The organism is Micromonospora sp. NPDC048063 (assembly GCF_043202855.1).
In the GTDB taxonomy this organism is placed as follows: domain Bacteria; phylum Actinomycetota; class Actinomycetes; order Mycobacteriales; family Micromonosporaceae; genus Micromonospora.
Window position 1 is genome coordinate 44385 of the sequence record NZ_JBIDBG010000007.1, and the last position, 19193, is coordinate 63577.

The following is a 19193-nucleotide window of genomic DNA, read 5'->3' on the forward strand; positions in this document are numbered from 1 at the left end:
GCGATCAGAAGGACCGTCTCCGCAGGGGAGTTCCCGCCGACCCCGGCCGGCTGTACGACCGCAGCCGCTCCGGCGTCACCTCCGCGCCCTCCATCGACGGGAGCACCGGCATGTCCGGCAGCCCGTGCAGGTTGACGTCGACGGCGAAGGGCACCCCGGCCGCTTGCTCCTCCGGGTCACCCGCCGATGCCGGCCGGGTGAGCAGCAGCTTCAGGTCGTCGTGTCCACGGTCACCGGTCCAGTACACGTCCTTTGTCGCGATCAACCGCTGGAATTCGTTGCCGCACCGGACGATGGCACCCGCCTCCACCGAGACGTTCGGCCGCCAGACGCCGTCCCCACGGTTGTGTTCGAACCGCAGCCTCCAGCGCCGCCCACTCGCGGACCCCGACGTCCCGACCTCCAGTTCGAGCGTCTTCTGGACGTCGCCGGAGAACACCAGCCGCTGCGCGTAGAGGGACTCCTTGCCCACCACCGTGATCCGCCACGTACCGCTCATACTCACTGCCGGCATCTCCGGGCACCTTCTCTCGTCGCTACTGGGTCAGGCGGCCAGGGCTGCCCGCACGTCGGCCGCGTACAGCTGGCGCATGTCGTCGACCGTCGGTGCGGCCGCGCGGCGCAGCCGGTTGGCCTGCTTGGTGATGGTGCGTTCGAGCAGCTGGCGGGCGTACCGGCCGTTGCCGAAGGTCTCGTCCCGGGTCAGACTGTCGAAATGCTCCGACAGCACCGGGAGGCAGTCGTTGCTGAAATCGAAGCCGCCGTCGCGGGCCAGCGTCTGCAGAATGGACACCAGCTCCGAGGAGGTGTACGACTCGAACGGGATCTGTCGGCTGAACCGGGAGGCCAGCCCCGCGTTGTTGGCCAGGAACCGGCGCATGTCCCCGGTGTACCCGGCAGCGATCACCACGATGTCGTCCCGGTGGTCCTCCATCAGCTTCACCAGCGTGTCGATGGCTTCCCGACCGAAGTCGTTGCCCTGGCCGGTCAGCGCGTACGCCTCGTCGATGAACAGCACACCGCCGCGCGCCCGGTTGAACACGTCGGTGGTCTTGACGGCAGTGTGCCCGACGTACTCGCCGACCAGGTCGGCCCGGGAGACCTCGACGAGCTGCCCGGTGCGTAGCACGCCCATCGCGTTGAGCAGTTGGCCGTACAGCCGGGCCACGCTGGTCTTGCCGGTGCCGGGCGCCCCGGCGAAGACCAGGTGCCGGGAGATCGTCGGAGTGGGCAGGCCGGCCCGGGTCCGGGCCTCGGTGGAGGCGATCAGGTCGATGACGTCGGTCACCTCGCGCTTGACCGCGTCCAGGCCGACCATCGCGTTCAGCTTCCCGAGCAGGTCCTGGACGGCCTGCGTCACGCCGGCCGGCTCCGACGACCCGGCCGCCTGTTCGCCCAGGTCCTCCGGCAGCAGCCGGGCCAGTTCGAGGTCCGCGGCCTGCGGGCTGCTCGACAGCCGGTACGCCTGGCGCCCCAGCATGTCCTCGAAGACCTGCCGCGCCACCCGGGCGTTGCCGAAGGTCTCGTTTCGGGGCATGTCGCTGAAGTGACGTACCAGGGCCTGCCGCGTCTCGTACTCCAGCGCGTAGTGGTGGGCGCGGCAGAGCCGCTCGACGATCTCGGCCAGTTCGTCGTCGGAGTAGCTGTCGAACTGGATGGTACGGGCGAAACGGGACTCCAGACCCGGGTTGGCGGCCAGGAAGGTACGCATGTTCGGGGTGTACCCGGCGACCACCACGACCACCTCGTCGCGGTGGTCCTCCATCAGCTTGACCAGGGTGTCGATGGCCTCCCGGCCGAAGTCGTGGCCGCCGCCGCCCCCGCCGGTCGAGAGCGTGTACGCCTCGTCGATGAACAGCACCCCGCCCAGGGCCTCCTCGAACCGGGCCGTGGTCTTCACCGCGGTGCCGCCGACGTGCTCGGCGACCAGGTCGCTGCGGGACACCTCGACCAGTTGACCGCTGGAGAGCACCCCGAGGGTGGCCAGGATCCGGGCGAAGATGCGGGCCACGGTGGTCTTGCCGGTGCCGGGCGGCCCGGCGAAGACCAGGTGCCGGGACATGGGCGGTACGTGCAGTCCGGCCTCCCGGCGACGCTTGGCGATCTGGTTGAGCCCGACCAGGGTGGCCACCTCGTGCTTGACGCCGGCCAGGCCGACCAGTCCGTCCAATTCGCGCAGCAGCGCGGCCACCGGCCCGTCCGCCTCCCCGTCGCCACCCGGTGCGCCAGCACCGGGGCCACCGGAGCCGGGGCCGCCGCCGGCGGGCACCGCCGGAGCGGGTGACCCGACGTCGGACGGCGGGCCCGACGGGCGGGCACCGGACGGTTTCCCGGGCGGGGCGACGTTCGACCCGGCGCCCCCGGTCGGGGCGGGAGCGGACTTCGGGGCGTCGTCGACGGTCGGTGCGTCCGGCCGCCCGGCCCCGGGCGGCGGGAGGGAGATCGGGCGTCCGTTGTGGCCGGTGTCCACTCCTGACAGCTCGACCGCGGCGGTCGGGCTCGGCGCGTCCACGGCGACGCCGCCGTTGCCGCGCACCACCCCGCCGTGGAGCCGCACCGGCGCGTCGGTCTCCACCACGACACCCGGCCCCTGGTTGCCGACGATCTCGCAGTCCGTGGCGGTGACGGTGCTGCCGGCGCCGGCCCGGATCCCCGGGCCGCGACTGCCGCTGATCCGGCTGCGGGACAGGGTGGCCGCGTTGGGGCCGCCGGTCCGCACGCCCGCCCCGCCCGACTCCTCCACGGCCATCGAGGACAGGGTGGGCCGGGCGTTCCCGGCCACCTCCACGCCGACCCGGCAGCCGGTGATCCGGGAGTTGGACAGCACGGTGGTCGCGCTGTCGGCGAGCTTCGCCCCGGCGGTCCGCGCCCCGGTGACCTGGCCGTTGGAGAACCGGCCGGCTCCGCCGGTCGCGTGCAGGCCGTACCGGACGCCCTCGATGGTCAGGCCATGTAGTTGCGGGTCGGCTTCCTGCTCGATCGCCACGCCGATGGGGACGTCGCGTACCCCGACCCCGTCCAGCCGCGCCTTCGACCGGCCGGTCAGGAACACGCCCGCGTCGGCGCAGTCCGCCACGGCACCGCCGGTGAGGTGCGGCGTCGCCGTGCCGTTGACCACCACCCCGGCCGCGCCGCAGTCACGCACCTCGCAGTTGGTCAGCGTCGGCGCGGAGGTGTCCCGGCAGTCGAGGCCGTGGCCCCGGGCCCGGGTGACGCGCGTGTCGGAGAGCGCGGGCGCCGCCTGCCCCATGGTCACCACGGCGTGCACCCGGGCGTCTTGGATCTCGCAGCGCTCCAGCACCGGGGTCGCCCGGTCGCTGACGAGCAGCCCGACCTCGCCGCCGGACACCGTGGTCCCGGTCAGGTACGGCCGGGCGGTCTGCTGCGCGACGACGGCGTACTGGCCGACCTCGTCGATGCGGCAGTCCTCCAGGCGCGGGGCGCTGGCGCCCACGGCCAGGAGGGCCGCCTCCCCGATCCCGGTGAACGTGCAGTCCCGGAACACCGGGGCGCTCGACCCGGCCGTCATGATCGCGCACTTGGCGATGCCGCTCATCCGTACGCGGGTGTACTCGCCCGTGCCGGCCTCGTGGACCACGCCGGCCCCGCCGGAGTTGCTGATCGCGCCGCCGCGCATCTCCACGGTGCCCCCGCGCACGTGGATCGCGGCCGCCGCCGTGGCGTCGACGGTGCACGCCTCCAGACGGACCCGGCCGGCCGCCACCTGGAGCAGCGGCATCCGCTCGTCGCTGCCACGGATGGCGATGTCCTGGATCAGGATCTCGCCCCCGGCGGCCAGGATGGCCCCGCCTGGGGGCACCTCGATGGTGACGGTGCCCGGTCCGTCCTCGGCGACCAGGACGACGTTCCGGCGGAACAGCGGCGCCTCGCGGTACACACCAGGGCGTACCGCGACGGTGTCGCCGGGCGCCGCCGACTCCAGTGCCCGGGAGATGTCGGTGAGGCATCCGGTGTCCCTGGCCGACACCGACAGCACGCTGGTGGTCACGAGTTCGCTCCTTGCTGACTGTTGCCGCCGGGAATGGTGCCGGCGCGGGGCGGGCCGGGCCGGGCCGGGCCGCCGGGGTCGGACCGGAGGAAGCCGGAGATCGTCTCCTCGTACATCACGCGCCGCCCGGTCCGGGTTCGAGCGCGAACGGGCGGTCGCCGGCCGCGAAGCCGAGCGGCCACGGCAGCGGCGCGGGCGCCGCGCGTTGCGGCTGGGCGGCGAGCGCGTCGCGCAGCTTGCCGGCCGCCCGCTCGTCGAGTGCGCCGTCGCGGTGCTCGGAGACGACCTCCCGCAGCAGCACGTACGGCGCGCCGTCCGGCCCCTCGTCGACGCCGAGCACCGCGAAGCGGGAACCGGCGGCGAACATGGCCCGTCCGGCTCGGACACCAGGCCCGTCTGCGATTCCCAGTTGGTCCAGCCGCCGCGCGGTGGCCGACCAGATCGCGTACCGGCCCGCGTCGCCCTCGGTGCCACCGTGGCACGACACCGTGGTGAACGCCGGCTCCACCACCAGGTCCCCGGCCCGGTACCGGCCGACGTCCAGTCCGGCGGGTACCGCGGCGAAGACGGGTCCCCCGACGGCCGGCAGTTGCTCCAGACCGGCGCGGGCGCACCGGGCCAGCAACTGGACATCCTCGTCGGGCGTGCCTCCACCGCGCAGCGCGTCGTTGACCCGCGCGCCCACCCCGTCGAGCAGAGCCAGCACCGTGACCAGCCCGGCCATCACGTCGTGCGCGCCGACCGCACTGCGCAGCCCCGGGTGCAGCGACAGCGCCCGGGCCACCGTCCGGGAGTGGGCCTGGAACTTCCAGCCCAGCACGGTACGCAGCCGCTCCCGGTCCGCCTCGTCGGTGCGGGCCCGTACCCCGAACCACGCCGCGCCCCGGTTGGCGGGTGACGCCGGCGGCGGACCGCCGCCCGCGCCGTTCGCCGGGGCATCGGTGCTCTCCGGGCCGGTCGTCGGAGCATCCGTGGCTTCCGGCGTGGCCGCAGCCGGCACGGATCCCGTCAGGGTGGCCGCAGCCGGCACGGATGCCGTCAGGGTGGCCGCAGCCGGCACGGACACGGTCGGGCTGGCGGCGTCCGGGTCGGCGGTCAGCGGCCGGCAGGTGTCCAGCTCCAGCCGGGGCACGTCGAACTCCGTCAGCACCATGCGCTGGACGCTGAGGTCGGGCCGGGGCAGCTCGATCACCGGAAGCGCCAGGCTGTGCACCTCGAACGCCGCTTCCACCGGCGAAGGCAGCTCGGGCCCGGATTCCGGTGCCGCAGCGGGTGACGTGGCCTCCGCCGGGTCGACGGGCGACGGGGCGGTCCCCGGATCGGGGGTCGCAAGGGACGGCACCGGGGACGACGGCTGGTGGTTGCGGCCCGGCACCCGGCCGGTCGGGGTGGGACGGACGCGTACCGGTCCCAGCGGGGGCAGCACGTTGCCCGCCGGCTCCGGATCGTCCCCGCCACCGGGACGCCAGCACCAGAACAGCCCGTTCGCGGAGGCGCGCCCGAAGGTGAAGCGGATCCCGGAGTCCGAGGCGTAGACCGGTGCTCCCAGGTCGACCGCGAGCTGGTGCAGCACCGGTCCGACCCCGTCGGCCGACGCGGACCGCTGGGTGACCAGCAGCACCGGCCGGCCCCGCCAGCGGGGGCAGTGCCAGATCGCCCGGGCCAGGTCGGCGGCGGCCACCGGCCGGCCGTCCAGCCGGAAGCCGGACCGGCCGGCCTCGACCGCGAGCGCGAACCAACCCGCCGGGCCGGGGGTGACCGATCCCGGTGCCTCCCACGGCCCCGGATCGAGCACCGGCACCCGCGCACCGGCGTCCGGCAGGATGCGCGCCACGGCGGCGCCCACCGCCTGCGACGCCTGTCGCAGGTACCGCGCCACGTGCTTCCCGACCGGTTCGCCCTGGGCCGGCGGCGACACCTTCCGGGACGACGGCAGGGGTGCCCGCTGCCGCAGGGCGAGCATTTCGGTCACGGCGACACCGGCCGGTGCGTACCGGCGTCCGGCCTTGCCTCGGGTGTCACGTCCGGCAGCTCCGGGTGGGCCGGCGCCAGGCCGTCGGGCGACGGGATGTCGGACGAGGGGGCGTCGGCCGGTGCCACCGGGTCGTCGTCGGCACCGGACGGCGACCAGACGACCGCCTCGGCGTCGGGCCGGCACAGGTGCACCAGGGCGCGGTGCACGGAGATCTCGTCCAGGGGCTCGACGGGCTCGTCCCCGGTCAGGTGCGTGGCCAGCTGCGGATCCGGCGCCAGGCCGTAGTGTTCCAGGTAGTACGCGACCGCCTCGCTCCACAGCCAGGTCCCGTCGGTACGCAGGTGCATCGGCACCACGTCGCCCCGGTCCGGGGCCAGGATGTCGGGCATCTCGGCGCTGCTCCACGCGATGACCACCCCCCCGCGCAGTGCTTCGAGCAGGTCGTCGCGTTCCGTGGCATCGGAGACCACCGGCCGGTTGGTGGCGAACCACGGGCCGCGTACCGGATCGACGCCGTCGAAGAGCCGGGCGGTGGCCACCGGCGCGGCGGGCCGTGCCGCCCACAGCAGGGCGCCGGACGAGCGGGCCAGGGTCTGGTAGTACGGCGCGTGCAGCCCGGCCCAGCAGACCTCGACCTGGGCCTCGTCGTCCCCGGCCTCGGCCATGACCTGCCGCAGTTGGACGCTGAGTGCGGGGAGGGTGTCCATGGTGTCGTCGACGCTGACCACGGCCACCCGTACCGGGTCTTGCCAGGGCCGGGCGCTGGACGGCATCCGCCACGCCCGCCACACCGCGAGTACCCCCGGGTTTGCCGACGCCGCAGCCACCAGCGCCCGGTCCACCGGGTCGAGGGTGTCGACCGGGTCGGCGCTGCGGTCCTGCGGGAGCACCATCAACGCCAGGTCTTCCTGTGTGGTCGGCAGGTCGGACAGGAACTGCCACGGTACCGGCGGACGTTCTCCGCGCAGCTCCTCCAGCGCCAGGCCGAGGTCGATGTCCCCGCCACTGAATGCCAGTTCCTCGCGCAGCGCCGCGATCTCGTCGGCGTCCAGTTGCAGCGGCTGGGAGACTGCCTCGAAGGCGATCGCCTGTACGACGTCCAGCCGCCGACCGGCGGCCAGCGCGTCCCGCGCGTCGGTCAGTACCCGGTCCGGCAGCGAGCCGGCCAACCGCAGCAGCAACGCGTGCATGCTCTCGTCACGGTCGGCGTCCCGTGTCGTCTCCGGTGCCACATCCAGGTCCGTGTCCACGTCCACGGTCACCGCCCTCCTTCACCCGCGTCCGGGGGTTCATCTGTGGCACGCCTCGTACGCCAGTAGGGTTCACTCCTGCCACGGGCCGGATACGACTACTTGTGCCGCCACCACGACTCGGTGCTGGCCCGGTCGTCCTTACGGAACTCCGTGCTGACCTGGCGGCCGTGCACGATCATTCCCGCGTACCAGGTGCGGGCCACGTAGTTGAACGGCCCCATGTCGAGCGGGCCGGCCTCCCGGGCGTTGGTGACGCAGAAGTCGAACATGTCTCGGCAGAACTCCAGCACCGTCTCCCGCCGGCCGCCGGTGAGCCCGCAGTTGAGCAGCGGGACACCTCGGTTGTCGGACAGGAACTGCAACAGCTTGGCGCTGCCGCCGTGCTGATACACCATCCACGGGATGCACAGCGGCGCCGGCTCGTCGCCCACGTACAGCCGGTCCTCCATCTCCGGGAACGGATCGCGCAGCATCTCCACGTCGGTGCCGTCGACGCACCACACCTGGTCGATCTCGGGGTGCTCGCGCAGGTACCGCCACCAGCACAGCCAGCGGTGGAAGTACGGCGAGCTGACGGCCCCGCCCGGCGTCACCCGGACGTGCGTGACCAGGTCGGTGTCCGGCTCGTCGAGGCAGTCGTGCAGCACCACCAACCGCCGTCCGTGCCGCTCGACAGAGCGGCGCAACTCGGCCAGATCGTCGTAGTTCGGTGTCCAGGTGATGCCGCGCTGCGGGTCGGGCTGCGCGGTGAGGTACGTGGTCAGCACCACGTTCTGCGCCGCCGCCGCACCGACCGGGCGGGTGCGGAACTCGCGGTACTCGGTCGAGGTGTAGCTGGCCTCCGACCGGGTCTTGAGATTGCGCACCAGGTGGAAGCGCTCGATGTCGGACACGCTGGAGCCGACCTTGGTGCTTTCGTCGCAACTGAAGATGAGGTCTCCGCTGCCGACCACGTCGGCGAACCGGAACGAGGTCAGGCCGGCGTTGTAGATCCGGTTGGACAGGTCCACGTGCTCGTACCCCCACCGGCCGTACCGGGTGTCGTACCCGCCCACCCGGTCCAGCACCCGCCGCTCGAAGTAGAGCATGCAGCCGCGGGGATGGGTGTACGCCTGAAGCTGCGCGTCCCGGTAGATCTCCGTCGAGTCGGTCAGCCGGCCACGCGGGGTGTCGGTGAAGATGTACATCAGATGCGGCTCGGGACTGTCGATGTAGGGCCGCTCCCAACCGTCCACGACCGGCCAGCAGTCGTCGTCGAACAGGAACAGGTGCGTACAGCCCCGCTCGAGCAGTAGTTCCAGGCACTTGTTCTTGGCCCGGGCGATACCGGCGTTGCTGTCGAAACGAAACGTCGCCTCCTCCACCGGCTCGTCGCTGGCGTCGTCGACCACGACTATCGCGGCACCGCTGGGCGCATACTTGCGGATCGCCTCCAACGCGGTACGCAGCACGGCGCCCCGGTTGTGCGTCGTGATCCCGATGCCCACCGCCGGGAAGTCCGTCTCCTCCATGCCCACCTCTTCGGTCGGGGCGCCACGGCGCCGTCCTCGGGCCGCCGCCCGGCCGCGGTACCGGCCGTCGCGGCGGCGCCGGACGACCGTCGCCGCCTGCCCGTGAGCGAGGTCGTCCACATGGGGCACGGCATCGCGGCACCGTCGGGTTCACCGGTCAGCACGCGAACGAGCGGCGGCGCGGCGCGGGCCGCCGGTACCGGCGCATGGCGTAGGGATAACCCTCTCCAACCCGAGGGGTGGCACCCGCAGGAGCAGGGGCCGCACCATGTCGGGCGACCGGCCCGCGGCGGCACTGTCTTGGGCATGGCCGAACGGGTGCAGAGCAAGCGACACAGCAGCGCGTTGGAAAGCGATTCCCGCCTGCGCGAACTGATGGATGCCTACCAGCAGCCGCTGCTGAGGTACGCGCAGCGGCTGACCGACGGCGACACCGGGCGCGCCGAGGACGTGGTGCAGGAGGCGTTCCTGCGGGCGTGGACGCACCTGGACCAGCTCACCGCCGACCGCGGGTCGGTGCTGGGCTGGCTGCGCCGGGTGGTGCACAACCTGGTGATGGACGGGTACCGCATGAAGAAGGCCCGGCCGACCGAGGTGGACATCGAGAACGCCGCCGAGGTGGCCACGGCGGACCCGACGGCCGTCGTGGTGGACTCCCTCCTGGTCGAGCAGGTGCTGCGCGGGCTGTGGCCGGAGCACCAGGCCGCGCTGGTGGAGACCTACCTGAACGGGCGGACCGCGGCCGAGATCAGCGCAACGCTCGGGGTACCGGTCGGCACCGTCAAGAGCCGGGTGCACTACGCGCTGCGGGCAGCCCGCAAGGCAACGGTCAACCACCTGCTCTGCGCCGCGTGAGCCCCCGGCGGCTACCGTGGCGGCGGGCCGCCGCGGGCCACGAGCCGGGTCAGCCGGCCCGGCCAAAGCCGCCTACAGTGACGGGCATGCGCCGTTCGACGCAGCGAGCCGACGGGCCGCCCCCGGTGCCGGGGCCGCCGGACAATGTGGCACGGGTGGTCGACGCGGTGCACGGCCTGCCGGGTCGGCCGCTGCCGGGAGTGCAGGCCGAAGCCCTGGCCCGGGCGCTGGGTGGGTGCCTGGAGGCCACCACGGTCACCATCGCGGTATGGCTGCCCCTGCCGGCGGGCCACGACGCGGACACGGCGACCGAACACACCGTGCAGGAGTACTGGTGGACCGCTACCGGCGCCGAGGCGGCGGTACCCGTGCCCGGGGCGGCGCCGGTCCGGCTGTGCGACGGCGAGCAGGTCCTGGCCGACCTCGTGGTCGAGCCGCCGGCGGCGGCCGAGCGGCTGCGCCGGTGGCCCGAGCTGCACGCGGTGACCCGCCTGCTGGTCAGCGACATCCAGGCCCAGCTGATCACCGCCGGCGCCGAACGGCTGATCGGTCAGAGCACCCTGCTGCTGGCCGACACCCGGCTGCGGGCCGCGGGTGAGATGGAACACCAGCGGTACCAGCTGGAGCGCGACCTGCACGACGGCGCCCAGCACCACATGGTCGCGTTGCAGATGTCGCTGGCCATGGTGGAGCACCAGCTCGGCGCCGGCAACGCCGCCGAGGCGGGCCAGCACCTCGACCGGCTGCGGGAGCTGCTGGCCAGCACCGAGGAGGTGCTGCACACCACCGCGACCGGCCTGCTGGCACCGTTGGCCGACCACGGTCTGGTGGCCGCGTTGACGGCCCGGCTGGAGGCGCTCGACACGGTCACCCTGGACATCGACCCGGAACTGGTCGGTTACCGGTACCTGCCCGAGGTGGAGGCCGCCGTCTACCTGGCCTGCCTGGAGGCGGTCAGCAACGCGCACAAGCACGCTCCGGGCGCCGCGGTCACGTTGACGCTACGTACCTCCCGCCGGGGCCTCAGCTTCGAGGTGGACGACACCGGGCCGGGCTTCGACACCGAGGGCCGGATGCCGCTGCGCCAGCTCGCCGCCCGTCTGGCCTCGGTCGACGGCACGCTGACGGTACGGTCGAGCCCGACCACCGGCACCCGGGTCAGCGGATTCGTGGCGATCTGAGCCGTCCCGCCGAGCCGTTCACCCCGTGCCTCGCGCCGGTCACTCGGCGCCGTCGGTGAGCAGCCGCTCGCACGTCCGTACCAGCAGCGCGCACGCACTGCGCCCGGCCGGTCCCGAGTCCGGCGCCATGGACTGGTTCCGCCAGAACACCAACGCCCGGCTCGCGGCCTGGGTCACCTGCCCCGAGCCGGCGTCGCCGGCCAGGCCAAGCCGGGACCCCGAGTCCGGACCGTAGGCGCCGAGCAGGCGCAGCGCCTCGTCGTACCCGCGCGGCAGCCGGATCCGTCGGCCCTGCAACGCCTGCAACAGGTCCAGCTCGGCCACCTCGTGCGCGCCCGCTACGGCCGCCTCCACCGCCCGGGCGAACCGGTCGTCCAGCTGCCCCGCGGCCAGGCAGGCCACCAGTGCGCGCAGCGCCCACCGGGCGGCCATCACCGCCGCCCAGGCGCGAACCCGGGCGCGCAGCGCCGCCTCGAGCGCGGTACCGCCGCCCGGGGCCGCACGCCAGTCCACGATCGCGTCGCACATCGACCTCAGCTGCGGTGATCCGGCCGTCGCGGCGGTGCCCTCCTCCAGCGCGCAGATCGCCACCGGGGAGAACCCGTCCCCGTCCGGCGACCGCAGGGCGGTCAGGAACTCCGACTCCGCCGCGCTGGCCGGCCTGGACAGCACCAGCACGACCGCGTCGGGGGGCCCGTCGGCAGTACCCGACCAGCGGCGCAGCCGGGCCGCGAGGTCGGCGTCGACCCGGTCGCGGTGGTGCAGCAGCCGCAGCCCGCGCAGCGCGTCCACGGGTCCCTCGACCAGGATCCGGTCCACCCCGGCCGCTGCGGCCGGCCACGCGGCGCCGGACCAGCCGGGCAGCCGGACCGGCCGCCACGGCCGTGCCCCGCGAGCCGGGTCCAGTGTGATCCGCGGGTACGGCTGGTACTGGTAACCGGTCGGCGGGACCACCCCGACCGGCGACTCCCATCGGGCGGCACCGGCCGGTCCGTACAGCACCGACACCAGATCAGGTGCCGAGGCCCCAACCACCACCACCCGGGCCTGACCGTCCTGCCGGTCGACCGCGACCCGTAACGGCGGGCTGTTCCCGGGCGCCTCTCGGCCGGTCACGAGCAGAGTCAGCAGGCGGCGCGCGGAAACACCGACCAACAGCTCGGGTGCGGCGGCGTCGGCCCCGCCCGGCTGCGGCCCGGCCGGCTCCGGCGGGGCGGTACGCGCGGGCTCCGGCCAGTCGCCGCCGAGCCGCTCAGGCAGCAGGATGTCCACCACGGTCGGCGCGCCCCGACCGGCCCGATCCACCCGCAGCCGGCCGCCCAGCGCGGCCAGCCGCCGGGAGTCGTCCCGCAGCGCCGCAGCGACCCGGGCCGGCTCGGCGCCGGTCCGCTGCGCGCGGATCGTCAGCACGCCGTGGGACCGGCCCAGTTCCAGGTACACCGGCTGCTCGCCGCCGCTGGCGCCCAGCGCAGCCGCCGCGGACGCACCGGCCTGGTACAGCCCGGACTCGACCTCCCAGCCCGGGCGCCGGCCCAGTTCGCCACAGAAGACCACCGGTACCGGCAGCGCCGCGGTGACCTCCTCCAGCGCCGCGCGCACGCCGGTACTGCGCAGCACCTGCGGGTACACCCCGCGGACAACGGACCGGAACTGCTCGATCATCTCGCCCAGCCCGGCCCGGATGTCGCCGGCGATCGCCGTGGCCTGTGGTGAGCCGGCGCGCAGCGCCCGCTCCAGGTCCGCGGTGCGGTCCAGGATCGCCCGCAGCTGCCGGCCGGGCGTCGCGGTGACCGCGCTGGCGAGCCGGTCGCGCTCCACCGCCTGTACGGTGAGCAGCTCCAGCTGGGTCGCGCTGACCCGCTGTACCACCCGGTCGGCCCGGGCCCGCACGGCGGTGCTCGCCGCGCGGTGGCCCGCCTGGCGCAGCAGCAGGCCGACGCAGACCGCTGTCTCGCCCAGCGGCACCGCCGTGGCCAGCTGATACCGAGGATCCTCCGGGTGTGCCAGCACCAGCACCCCGTACCGGACCCCGCCGTCGGTCACATCCGCGGTCGCGACCACACCGGCCGCGCCCAGCAACAGGTCCGGGTCGGCTACCGGGTACGGCAGTGCGCCCCGCACCCAGCGCCCGGGCCGCCATGTGACCGCGGGTGTCCATGGTGGAGTGCTGGTGCCGTGTGCCGTCTCTGCCGGCAGCCACAGCGCCGCGTAGCGCACCGCGTGGGCTTGGGCGAGCTCGCGCAGCAGCGTGCGGAGGATCGGCCGGTACCCACCCAACGGGTCTTGCGGCCCGGCCGGCGCGGGCAGCGCAACCGAGGTCGCCAGCCGGACCAGGGCGGCGAAGGGCCCGGCTGGGCGGGGTGGGTGCGCCAGCTCGCCGCCTGCGGTCCGGAACACGGCCCCTAGCCCGCCATCTGGTTCGAGCGCAGGTACGCGAGCACCGCCAGGACCCGCCGGTGGTGCGCGGTCGGCTCGGCCGACAGGTCCAGCTTGGTAAAAATGCTCGCGATACGCTTCTCGACCGTTTTGACCGACAGGAACAATCCCGTCGCAATCCCGGAGTTCGACCGTCCTTCCGCCATGAGTCGCAGTACGGCGCGTTCCTGCTCGGTGAGATCGGCCAGCACACTCCGTACCGGGGGACTCGGCCGGTCCACCAGGTTGGCGGCCAGCGCCGGCTCGATCACGATCTCACCAGCGGCGATGCGCACCAGCGTATCGGCGAGCACGCCCACCCCGGCTACCTGGTCCTTGAGCCGGTACCCGATCCGTTCGGTGCCGATCTCCAGCAGCCGGAACAGGTAGTGCGCCTCGGCGTGTTGGGACAGCAGCAGCAGCCCGACATCGGGGTGTCTCGCCCGTATACGCTGGGCGGTTTGCAGTCCGCCGTCCGCGCCTGGTGGCATCCGAATGTCCAGGATGGCCACGTCGACGGGGGTACGGGCCAGTAGCTCCAGCAGTCGGTCGCCGTCCTCCACGCAGCCGACCACCTGGTGCCCCGCGGCGGACAGCAGCAGTTGCAACCCCTCCCGGAACAGCGCGCCGTCGTCGGCCACCGCAACGTCCACAGCTCGCCTCCCGATGTCAACACCGACGAATTGTTACGCCGAAATCGGCGGCGTATCGTGACGGCGCGATGTGAACTGATCTGCTTCGAGGTCGCCTACGTATGTCAACTATGACATCAAGCATCGTAGCGGCGGTGGGCTCGGCGAGGGGACACTGAGTATGTACGGGTTGGGTATCGACCTGGGCACCAGCTTCACCGCCGCAGCGACCGCCTCCGCCTGGGCCCTGGACATGGTGCCACTGGCTGGGCAGGCGGTCGTCGCCCCGTCGGTCGCCTACCTTGACGAGAAGGGCGCGCTGCTGACCGGTGAGGCGGCCGACCGCCTCGGCCTGCAGGACCCCAGCCGGGCGGCGCGGGAGTTCAAGCGCCGCCTCGGTGATCCCACCCCGGTGATCCTGGACGGAGCGCCGTACTCCCCCACCGCCCTGATGGCCGCCCTGCTCCGTTCCGTGGTGGACACCGTCAGCCAGGCGCAGGGCGGCCCGCCCGACCGGATCGTGCTGACCCACCCGGCGGTGTGGGGCCCGTACCGGCGCGAACAGTTCGCCGCCATCCCGCACCTGGCCGGCCTGCCCCGCCCGCACGCCGAGCCGGGGTCGGACGGCCCGACCGTCATCACCACCACGGAGCCGGTGGCCGCGGCCACGTACTACTGCTCCACCCAGCCACTGCCCCCCGACGGCCTGCTCGCGGTCTACGACCTCGGCGGGGGCACATTCGACAGCGCGGTGGTCCGCAACGGCCGCGACGGACTGGAGATCATCGGCACCCCCGAGGGCATCGAATGGCTCGGCGGCGCCGACTTCGACCAGGCGATCGTGGACCACGTCGACCGCGAGCTGGACGGCGCGATCACCGCGCTGGACCCGACCGATCCCGGCACCGCTGCGATCCTGGCCACCGTGCAACGCGACTGCATGCTCGCCAAAGAGGCACTGTCCACCCGCGAGCAGGCAGACATCACGGTGGCGCTACCCGGCTCGGTCCGGCACGTAACCGTGACTCGGAAAGCGTTCGAGCAGATGATCACGCCGTCCGTGGAGACCACCATGGAAACGTTCCGGCGGAGCCTGACCGCCGCCGGTATCACCCTGCAGGACCTCACCGCCGTGCTGCTGGTCGGCGGATCGTCCCAGATCCCCCTGGTCACCCAACTGCTGCGAGACACACTACGCCGACCAATCATGATCAACACCCACCCGAAACACGCGGTCGCGCTCGGCGCCGCCATGCTCACCTCCGACACCCACACACCGCGCGGCATCCCGACACCCCGACGACCCGCGCCCACCACACCGACCACCACAGCGGCCCGAACCAGCGCTCCTCACACGGCGACCGAACACGACAGCAGCGCGCCCGCCGCAGCAGCCCCAGCCGCAGCCGCAGCCGTGGGCACGCCGGCCCGCAAGACGAAGCGCGGCGCGAAGGGCTGGTGGCACCCGCCGGCCAAGCCGACGCAGCCGGTCAGCGGCCCTGCCAGAGACACCGGCCCGGCGGACGTGCCGCCCCCGGCGCGACGGCGGTGGTCACGGCTCGCGAACGCGCGCGTCGTCGTCGCGCTGGTCGCGGTCTTCGGCCTGCTGGGCATAGCGCTCGTGTTCGGTACCGACGCCCCGAGCGACCGGCCCGAGGTGACCAGCGCAACGCCCGAAACCAACGCCCCGAGCGACCGGACGCAGGCGCCCAGCGCAACGCCCGAAACCAACACCCCGAGCAAACGGCCGCAGGCGCCCAGCGCAACGCCCAAAACCAACACCCCGAGCAAACGGCCAATGCTCAAACTGGAGGACGTCCAGGTCCACAAACCATCGAAGCTGAACTCGGTTCGCCCCGCGGTGGTAGGTGCCAAGCATTTCGTCGACCGGCCGCCCGTCTTCACCAGCCTTCCCGACCCGCTCACCGGAGCAGTGCTGATCCCCGGCGCCAGCGACGACAAACGACTGACCTCCCCGGCGGACTACCTGGTCTTCGATGTCGCACACGACGCCACCGTGTACGTCGCCTTCGACAGACGCGGAGCACCGGAGGTGGCCAACTGGTGGCCGGCATGGCTGAACCAGCAGGGCTTCAAACGCGCTGACATGATCATCCCAACCAACGACAAGGACCAGCGTCACTTCGTCGTGTTCGCCAAAAAGGTGCCGGCGGGACGCGTCACGCTCGGACCAAACGCGGCGACAACCGTGTACTCCACCGGCTACATCACGCTCCTAACCGCTCGGGGATGATGGTTTCGTGACAAGATGCCCGTTCCGGCGCTCCGCCATGGAACGGCTGATCCAGCACAGAGGTTGATCACGGTGGCGCCGATGCGTAGCAGCCCGCCAGGCGTGGTTTGCGGGTAGCGGTGCAGGCCGGGTTTGGTGGAGATCACCCCGCGTAGCTCGGCGTGTTCGGTCGGGGTGAGCTTGTCCGAGCCGTCGATCTTGTCGGTGAGAGGAGATCAGCCGTTTCACGCACGGCGGCGTCGCGTTGGGCGGCGTCGGGGTTGATGCAGATCACGAACCGGTCGTCGGTGTGGAGCAACGCTGTGGGGCATGTTGTCGTCGGCCGGAACGCGGACGGTGGTGCTGTCGACGGCGGAGACCGCCGGCGGGCGGTCGCGGGCGTGGCGGCTGTATCGGCGGATGGGATTCCGTGACCTGCGCCGCGGGCTGCGCTATCCCGGCGACCCGCTACCGTACGCCGTCCTCGGTCGCGATCTGCCGTGGCGGGACGGTTCGGCGGGGCGCACGGGGGATCGCGGGTGCGTGGCCGGCAGTGAGGAGGTGACGCAATGCTGAGGTACCGGACCGGGACGGTTGCCGACTGCGGTGATTGGGGTTACGCGCGGCTGGCGGTGCTCCGCGGCCGTGTACCGCGCGGTCGATCATCGACAGAAACCCTTCGTATCAATTTCGCCAGCGATTGATCCACGCAGGCTCCTCACGACGTGCAGACAGGGACGTGAAGAGTGCGGCGCCGCCGCCGAGGCGCCGAAACCCCGAAACCATCCCTTCCATCTGTGGAGTGACTGACGTGAACAGACCCCTCCGAAGGCTGCTCTCCCTGGCGGGCAGCATCCTGCTCGGCATGCTCGCGGTGCTGGTGGCGGCGAGCCCCGCCGCAGCGCACCGCACCGGGGTCAGCGGGACGGCAGTGTGCCAGCCGGACGGCACCTATGAGATCACCTGGCAGGTGAACAACGGCAGCTGGGAGAACAGATACGCCAAGATCACCAAGCTCGTCGCGCGACCGCAGACACCAATCGCCGGGATCAAGGTGGGCAACGCGATCAGCGCCGACACCGACGGCAACGGCCCGAAAGGCGTCAGGACCGGTGTGCAGCGGGTGCCGGGCACGACGACGAGTGCCACCCTGACGGTGTCGGCAACCTGGTTCGAGCGCAACGGCGACCGGACCGGCATCTCCAGCACCGACTCCGGCCGCGCCGCCGGCCTCAAGGGGACATGCAGAAAGACACCGCAATGCGTCGACATGGCACAGGCCACGTACACGCACACGTTCGACGGTGCGAAGGGCCGCGCAACGGTCGAGCTCGCCGGTGACCTGCCCCTGTGCCAGGACCAGAAGCAGGAGTTCCTCCTGGTCTCCTACTTCGCGCCGAGCGCCAAGCCGAGTTGGCCGCAATACGCGCACGACCACGACATCGCGGTGATCGACGCCAAACACCGCAAGGTTGAGCTGAAGATCGACGTGCCGAAGTGCTACACCCAAGTCGACCTCGTCTGGGGTGGCAAGAGCGAACTGATCACGCCGATGGTGGAGAAGGGCAAGCGCTACGGCGACAAGAAACTGGGCAGCAAGGGCAAGCCCGGCAACCGCTCCGCCGGCCCACTCGGCGCCTACAACGGCGGTGCCGCGCCCTGCGCACAACCGAAGGCCACCTTCGCGCCGGCCTGCGACGGGTCCGTCACCGTCCATCTCAGCGGCGGCCGCTATCCCGTGACGTTCCGAGTCACCGCGACCGGTGTGAACCGCGCCGTCAACGTGCCCGCAGGAAAGTCGGTGGAACTGCCGATGCCAGCGGGCGCCGGCCAGATCGTCGTCGCCGAGCAGGGCAAGGAAATCGCTCGTTATCTCTGGTCGCGGCCCTCGACCTGCGGGCTGCCCACGATGTCCACCGAGTCGACCTGCACCGAACTGAAGGTGACCATCACCCATCCCGGCCAGGGGATGCCACCGATCGAGGCGGTCGCCACCTACGGAACACAGGAGAAGAAGGTCACGGCCTCCGACGGAGGATCGCAGACGATCGTCTTCGCCTCCGGACGAGAACGCGCCGTCAATGTGCAGTTTCCCGGCTACGACTACAAACTGACCGGCGAGTACGAGGACCCAGGCACCTGCGAAAAGCTGGCGACAACAGGTTCGATGACCGCCCGGATCAGCCTCATCGGAATCCTGATGATCTCCGTCGGAGCCGCCCTGATCATCTTCGTACGCCGCAGAAGGACATCGGCGGACGAGCTCTAGTCAGTACGTGCCCACCACCTTCGCCGGGTAGCCGGTGATGGTTGTAAATCATCGCCTTGGGAGCGAGCGCCCCCACCGATAACTGGTGAGGTGAGCCTGGCGCGGACCAACTGTTCCTTGAGCCACCCATGGTGGGCGGCGGAGGCCACGTCGGGACTGACCGGCACCGGGGTAGGTGCCGGCCAGTCCCGACGGTGCGCGATGACCGGCCGCCCCCATCAGCAGTGCCTACGATGACCGCACCCGAGCCGAGGGCCAAGAACACAACGCCCGCCGCGCAGTCACCGCCGCCGGGGGCCTGGGTGATGCAGCCGTTCACGCTGATGTCGTCCAAACCAGGCCGACGGAACGGTCGTGGACGTCCACAGCGACCTGTTTGGGCTGGGCGGACACCCCGAGGCGAACTCACTGCGGCGAAGGCTGGGTGAGTAGGTTGACCAACCCGTCTGGGGACTGTGGACGTGGGATAGGCTCGGCTGCCAGTGCGTATAACTGGCGACGAGCCGACCCGGGCGCCGCCGGTACCCGCAGATGCAGTCCCACCCCACGACCGCATCGTGCCGATCCGCGTCTATCCGGGCAATGCGGTTCCACTCACGCTGGCGCCCGCTGCTCCAAAACCATACCGAACGGATCGGTATTGAATGTGGCGGCCCCCATCCGTAAAGATGTGATCTTCCGTTGTGGTGTTGCGTGTGTCAGGCTGACTCGAGTTGGCCATCGGAGCGAGGAGCGGGCCTGCGATGGCGGTGGCTCTGACCCGATGCAGGCGGGGGTTGCTCCCCTCAACAGCGGGTTTCTTTGAGGATCGCCTGGTACCAGACTCGGTGTACACCGTGCTACGTCATGAGTGCCCGGAG

General features: G+C 72.1%; 11 protein-coding genes. 4 read left to right on the forward strand and 7 right to left on the reverse strand.

Annotation, left to right across the window (positions count from 1 at the left end; genetic code table 11):
- Window positions 1-4: 4 nt before the first annotated feature.
- The 5 genes from ACGFZ2_RS18685 to ACGFZ2_RS18705 all read right to left on the reverse strand — a co-directional run bounded on the left by ACGFZ2_RS18685 (window position 5) and on the right by ACGFZ2_RS18705 (window position 8748).
- Window positions 5-514 (reverse strand): hypothetical protein, encoded by a 510-nt coding sequence (locus tag ACGFZ2_RS18685; protein ID WP_350711290.1) that lies wholly within the window; start codon window positions 512-514, stop codon window positions 5-7.
- Window positions 515-544: 30 nt separating this feature from the next.
- The gene (locus ACGFZ2_RS18690; protein WP_393455006.1) at window positions 545-4009 is read right to left on the reverse strand and encodes a right-handed parallel beta-helix repeat-containing protein; all 3465 of its coding nucleotides are present in this window, start codon (window positions 4007-4009) and stop codon (window positions 545-547) included.
- Window positions 4010-4124: 115 nt separating this feature from the next.
- Window positions 4125-5981 carry a hypothetical protein gene (locus tag ACGFZ2_RS18695; RefSeq protein WP_393270707.1) on the reverse strand — a complete coding sequence of 619 codons (1857 nt, stop codon included), beginning with the start codon at window positions 5979-5981 and terminating at the stop codon, window positions 4125-4127.
- Entirely contained in the window at window positions 5978-7246 is a 1269-nt protein-coding gene (locus ACGFZ2_RS18700) for a hypothetical protein (protein ID WP_393270704.1), read from the reverse strand. Before ACGFZ2_RS18700 ends, ACGFZ2_RS18695 begins: the two co-directional genes overlap by 4 nt.
- Before the next feature lie 86 nt (window positions 7247-7332).
- A complete protein-coding gene (locus ACGFZ2_RS18705; RefSeq protein ID WP_393455009.1) occupies window positions 7333-8748 on the reverse strand; it encodes a glycosyltransferase family 2 protein in 1416 nt (471 codons plus the stop codon).
- Window positions 8749-9054: 306 nt separating this feature from the next.
- On the opposite strand from ACGFZ2_RS18705, the gene ACGFZ2_RS18710 reads away from it, so the two are divergent.
- Both ACGFZ2_RS18710 and ACGFZ2_RS18715 read left to right on the forward strand, forming a co-directional pair.
- Window positions 9055-9603, forward strand: coding sequence for a sigma-70 family RNA polymerase sigma factor (locus tag ACGFZ2_RS18710; RefSeq protein ID WP_393270700.1), 549 nt, complete (start codon window positions 9055-9057; stop codon window positions 9601-9603).
- Window positions 9604-9689: 86 nt separating this feature from the next.
- Entirely contained in the window at window positions 9690-10784 is a 1095-nt protein-coding gene (locus ACGFZ2_RS18715; protein WP_393455012.1) for a sensor histidine kinase, read from the forward strand.
- Between the two features lie 39 nt (window positions 10785-10823).
- Here the strand turns inward: ACGFZ2_RS18715 and ACGFZ2_RS18720 are convergent, their stop codons facing one another.
- Both ACGFZ2_RS18720 and ACGFZ2_RS18725 read right to left on the reverse strand, forming a co-directional pair.
- Window positions 10824-13181: a hypothetical protein gene (locus tag ACGFZ2_RS18720; RefSeq protein WP_393455015.1), complete on the reverse strand. Its 2358-nt coding sequence runs from the start codon at window positions 13179-13181 to the stop codon at window positions 10824-10826.
- A gap of 5 nt (window positions 13182-13186) precedes the next feature.
- On the reverse strand, window positions 13187-13852 hold the full coding sequence (locus tag ACGFZ2_RS18725) for a response regulator (RefSeq protein WP_393270694.1): 666 nt from the start codon (window positions 13850-13852) through the stop codon (window positions 13187-13189).
- Window positions 13853-14012: 160 nt separating this feature from the next.
- Here ACGFZ2_RS18725 and ACGFZ2_RS18730 point away from each other — a divergent pair, with 160 nt between their 5' ends.
- Together ACGFZ2_RS18730 and ACGFZ2_RS18735 are read left to right on the forward strand one after the other, a co-directional pair.
- Window positions 14013-16085, forward strand: coding sequence for an Hsp70 family protein (locus ACGFZ2_RS18730; RefSeq protein WP_393455018.1), 2073 nt, complete (start codon window positions 14013-14015; stop codon window positions 16083-16085).
- A 781-nt stretch (window positions 16086-16866) separates the two neighbouring features.
- A complete protein-coding gene (locus ACGFZ2_RS18735; RefSeq protein WP_393455021.1) occupies window positions 16867-18333 on the forward strand; it encodes a cell wall anchor protein in 1467 nt (488 codons plus the stop codon).
- Window positions 18334-19193: the final 860 nt, after the last annotated feature.

Bases quoted from the DNA above. Each gene is read 5' to 3' on its own strand.
- ACGFZ2_RS18710 (WP_393270700.1), top strand. From the start codon at position 9,055: ATGGCCGAACGGGTGCAGAGCAAGCGACACAGCAGCGCGTTGGAAAGC.
- ACGFZ2_RS18705 (WP_393455009.1), bottom strand. From the start codon at position 8,748: ATGGAGGAGACGGACTTCCCGGCGGTGGGCATCGGGATCACGACGCAC.
- ACGFZ2_RS18730 (WP_393455018.1), top strand. From the start codon at position 14,013: ATGTACGGGTTGGGTATCGACCTGGGCACCAGCTTCACCGCCGCAGCG.
- ACGFZ2_RS18685 (WP_350711290.1), bottom strand. From the start codon at position 514: ATGCCGGCAGTGAGTATGAGCGGTACGTGGCGGATCACGGTGGTGGGC.
- ACGFZ2_RS18715 (WP_393455012.1), top strand. From the start codon at position 9,690: ATGCGCCGTTCGACGCAGCGAGCCGACGGGCCGCCCCCGGTGCCGGGG.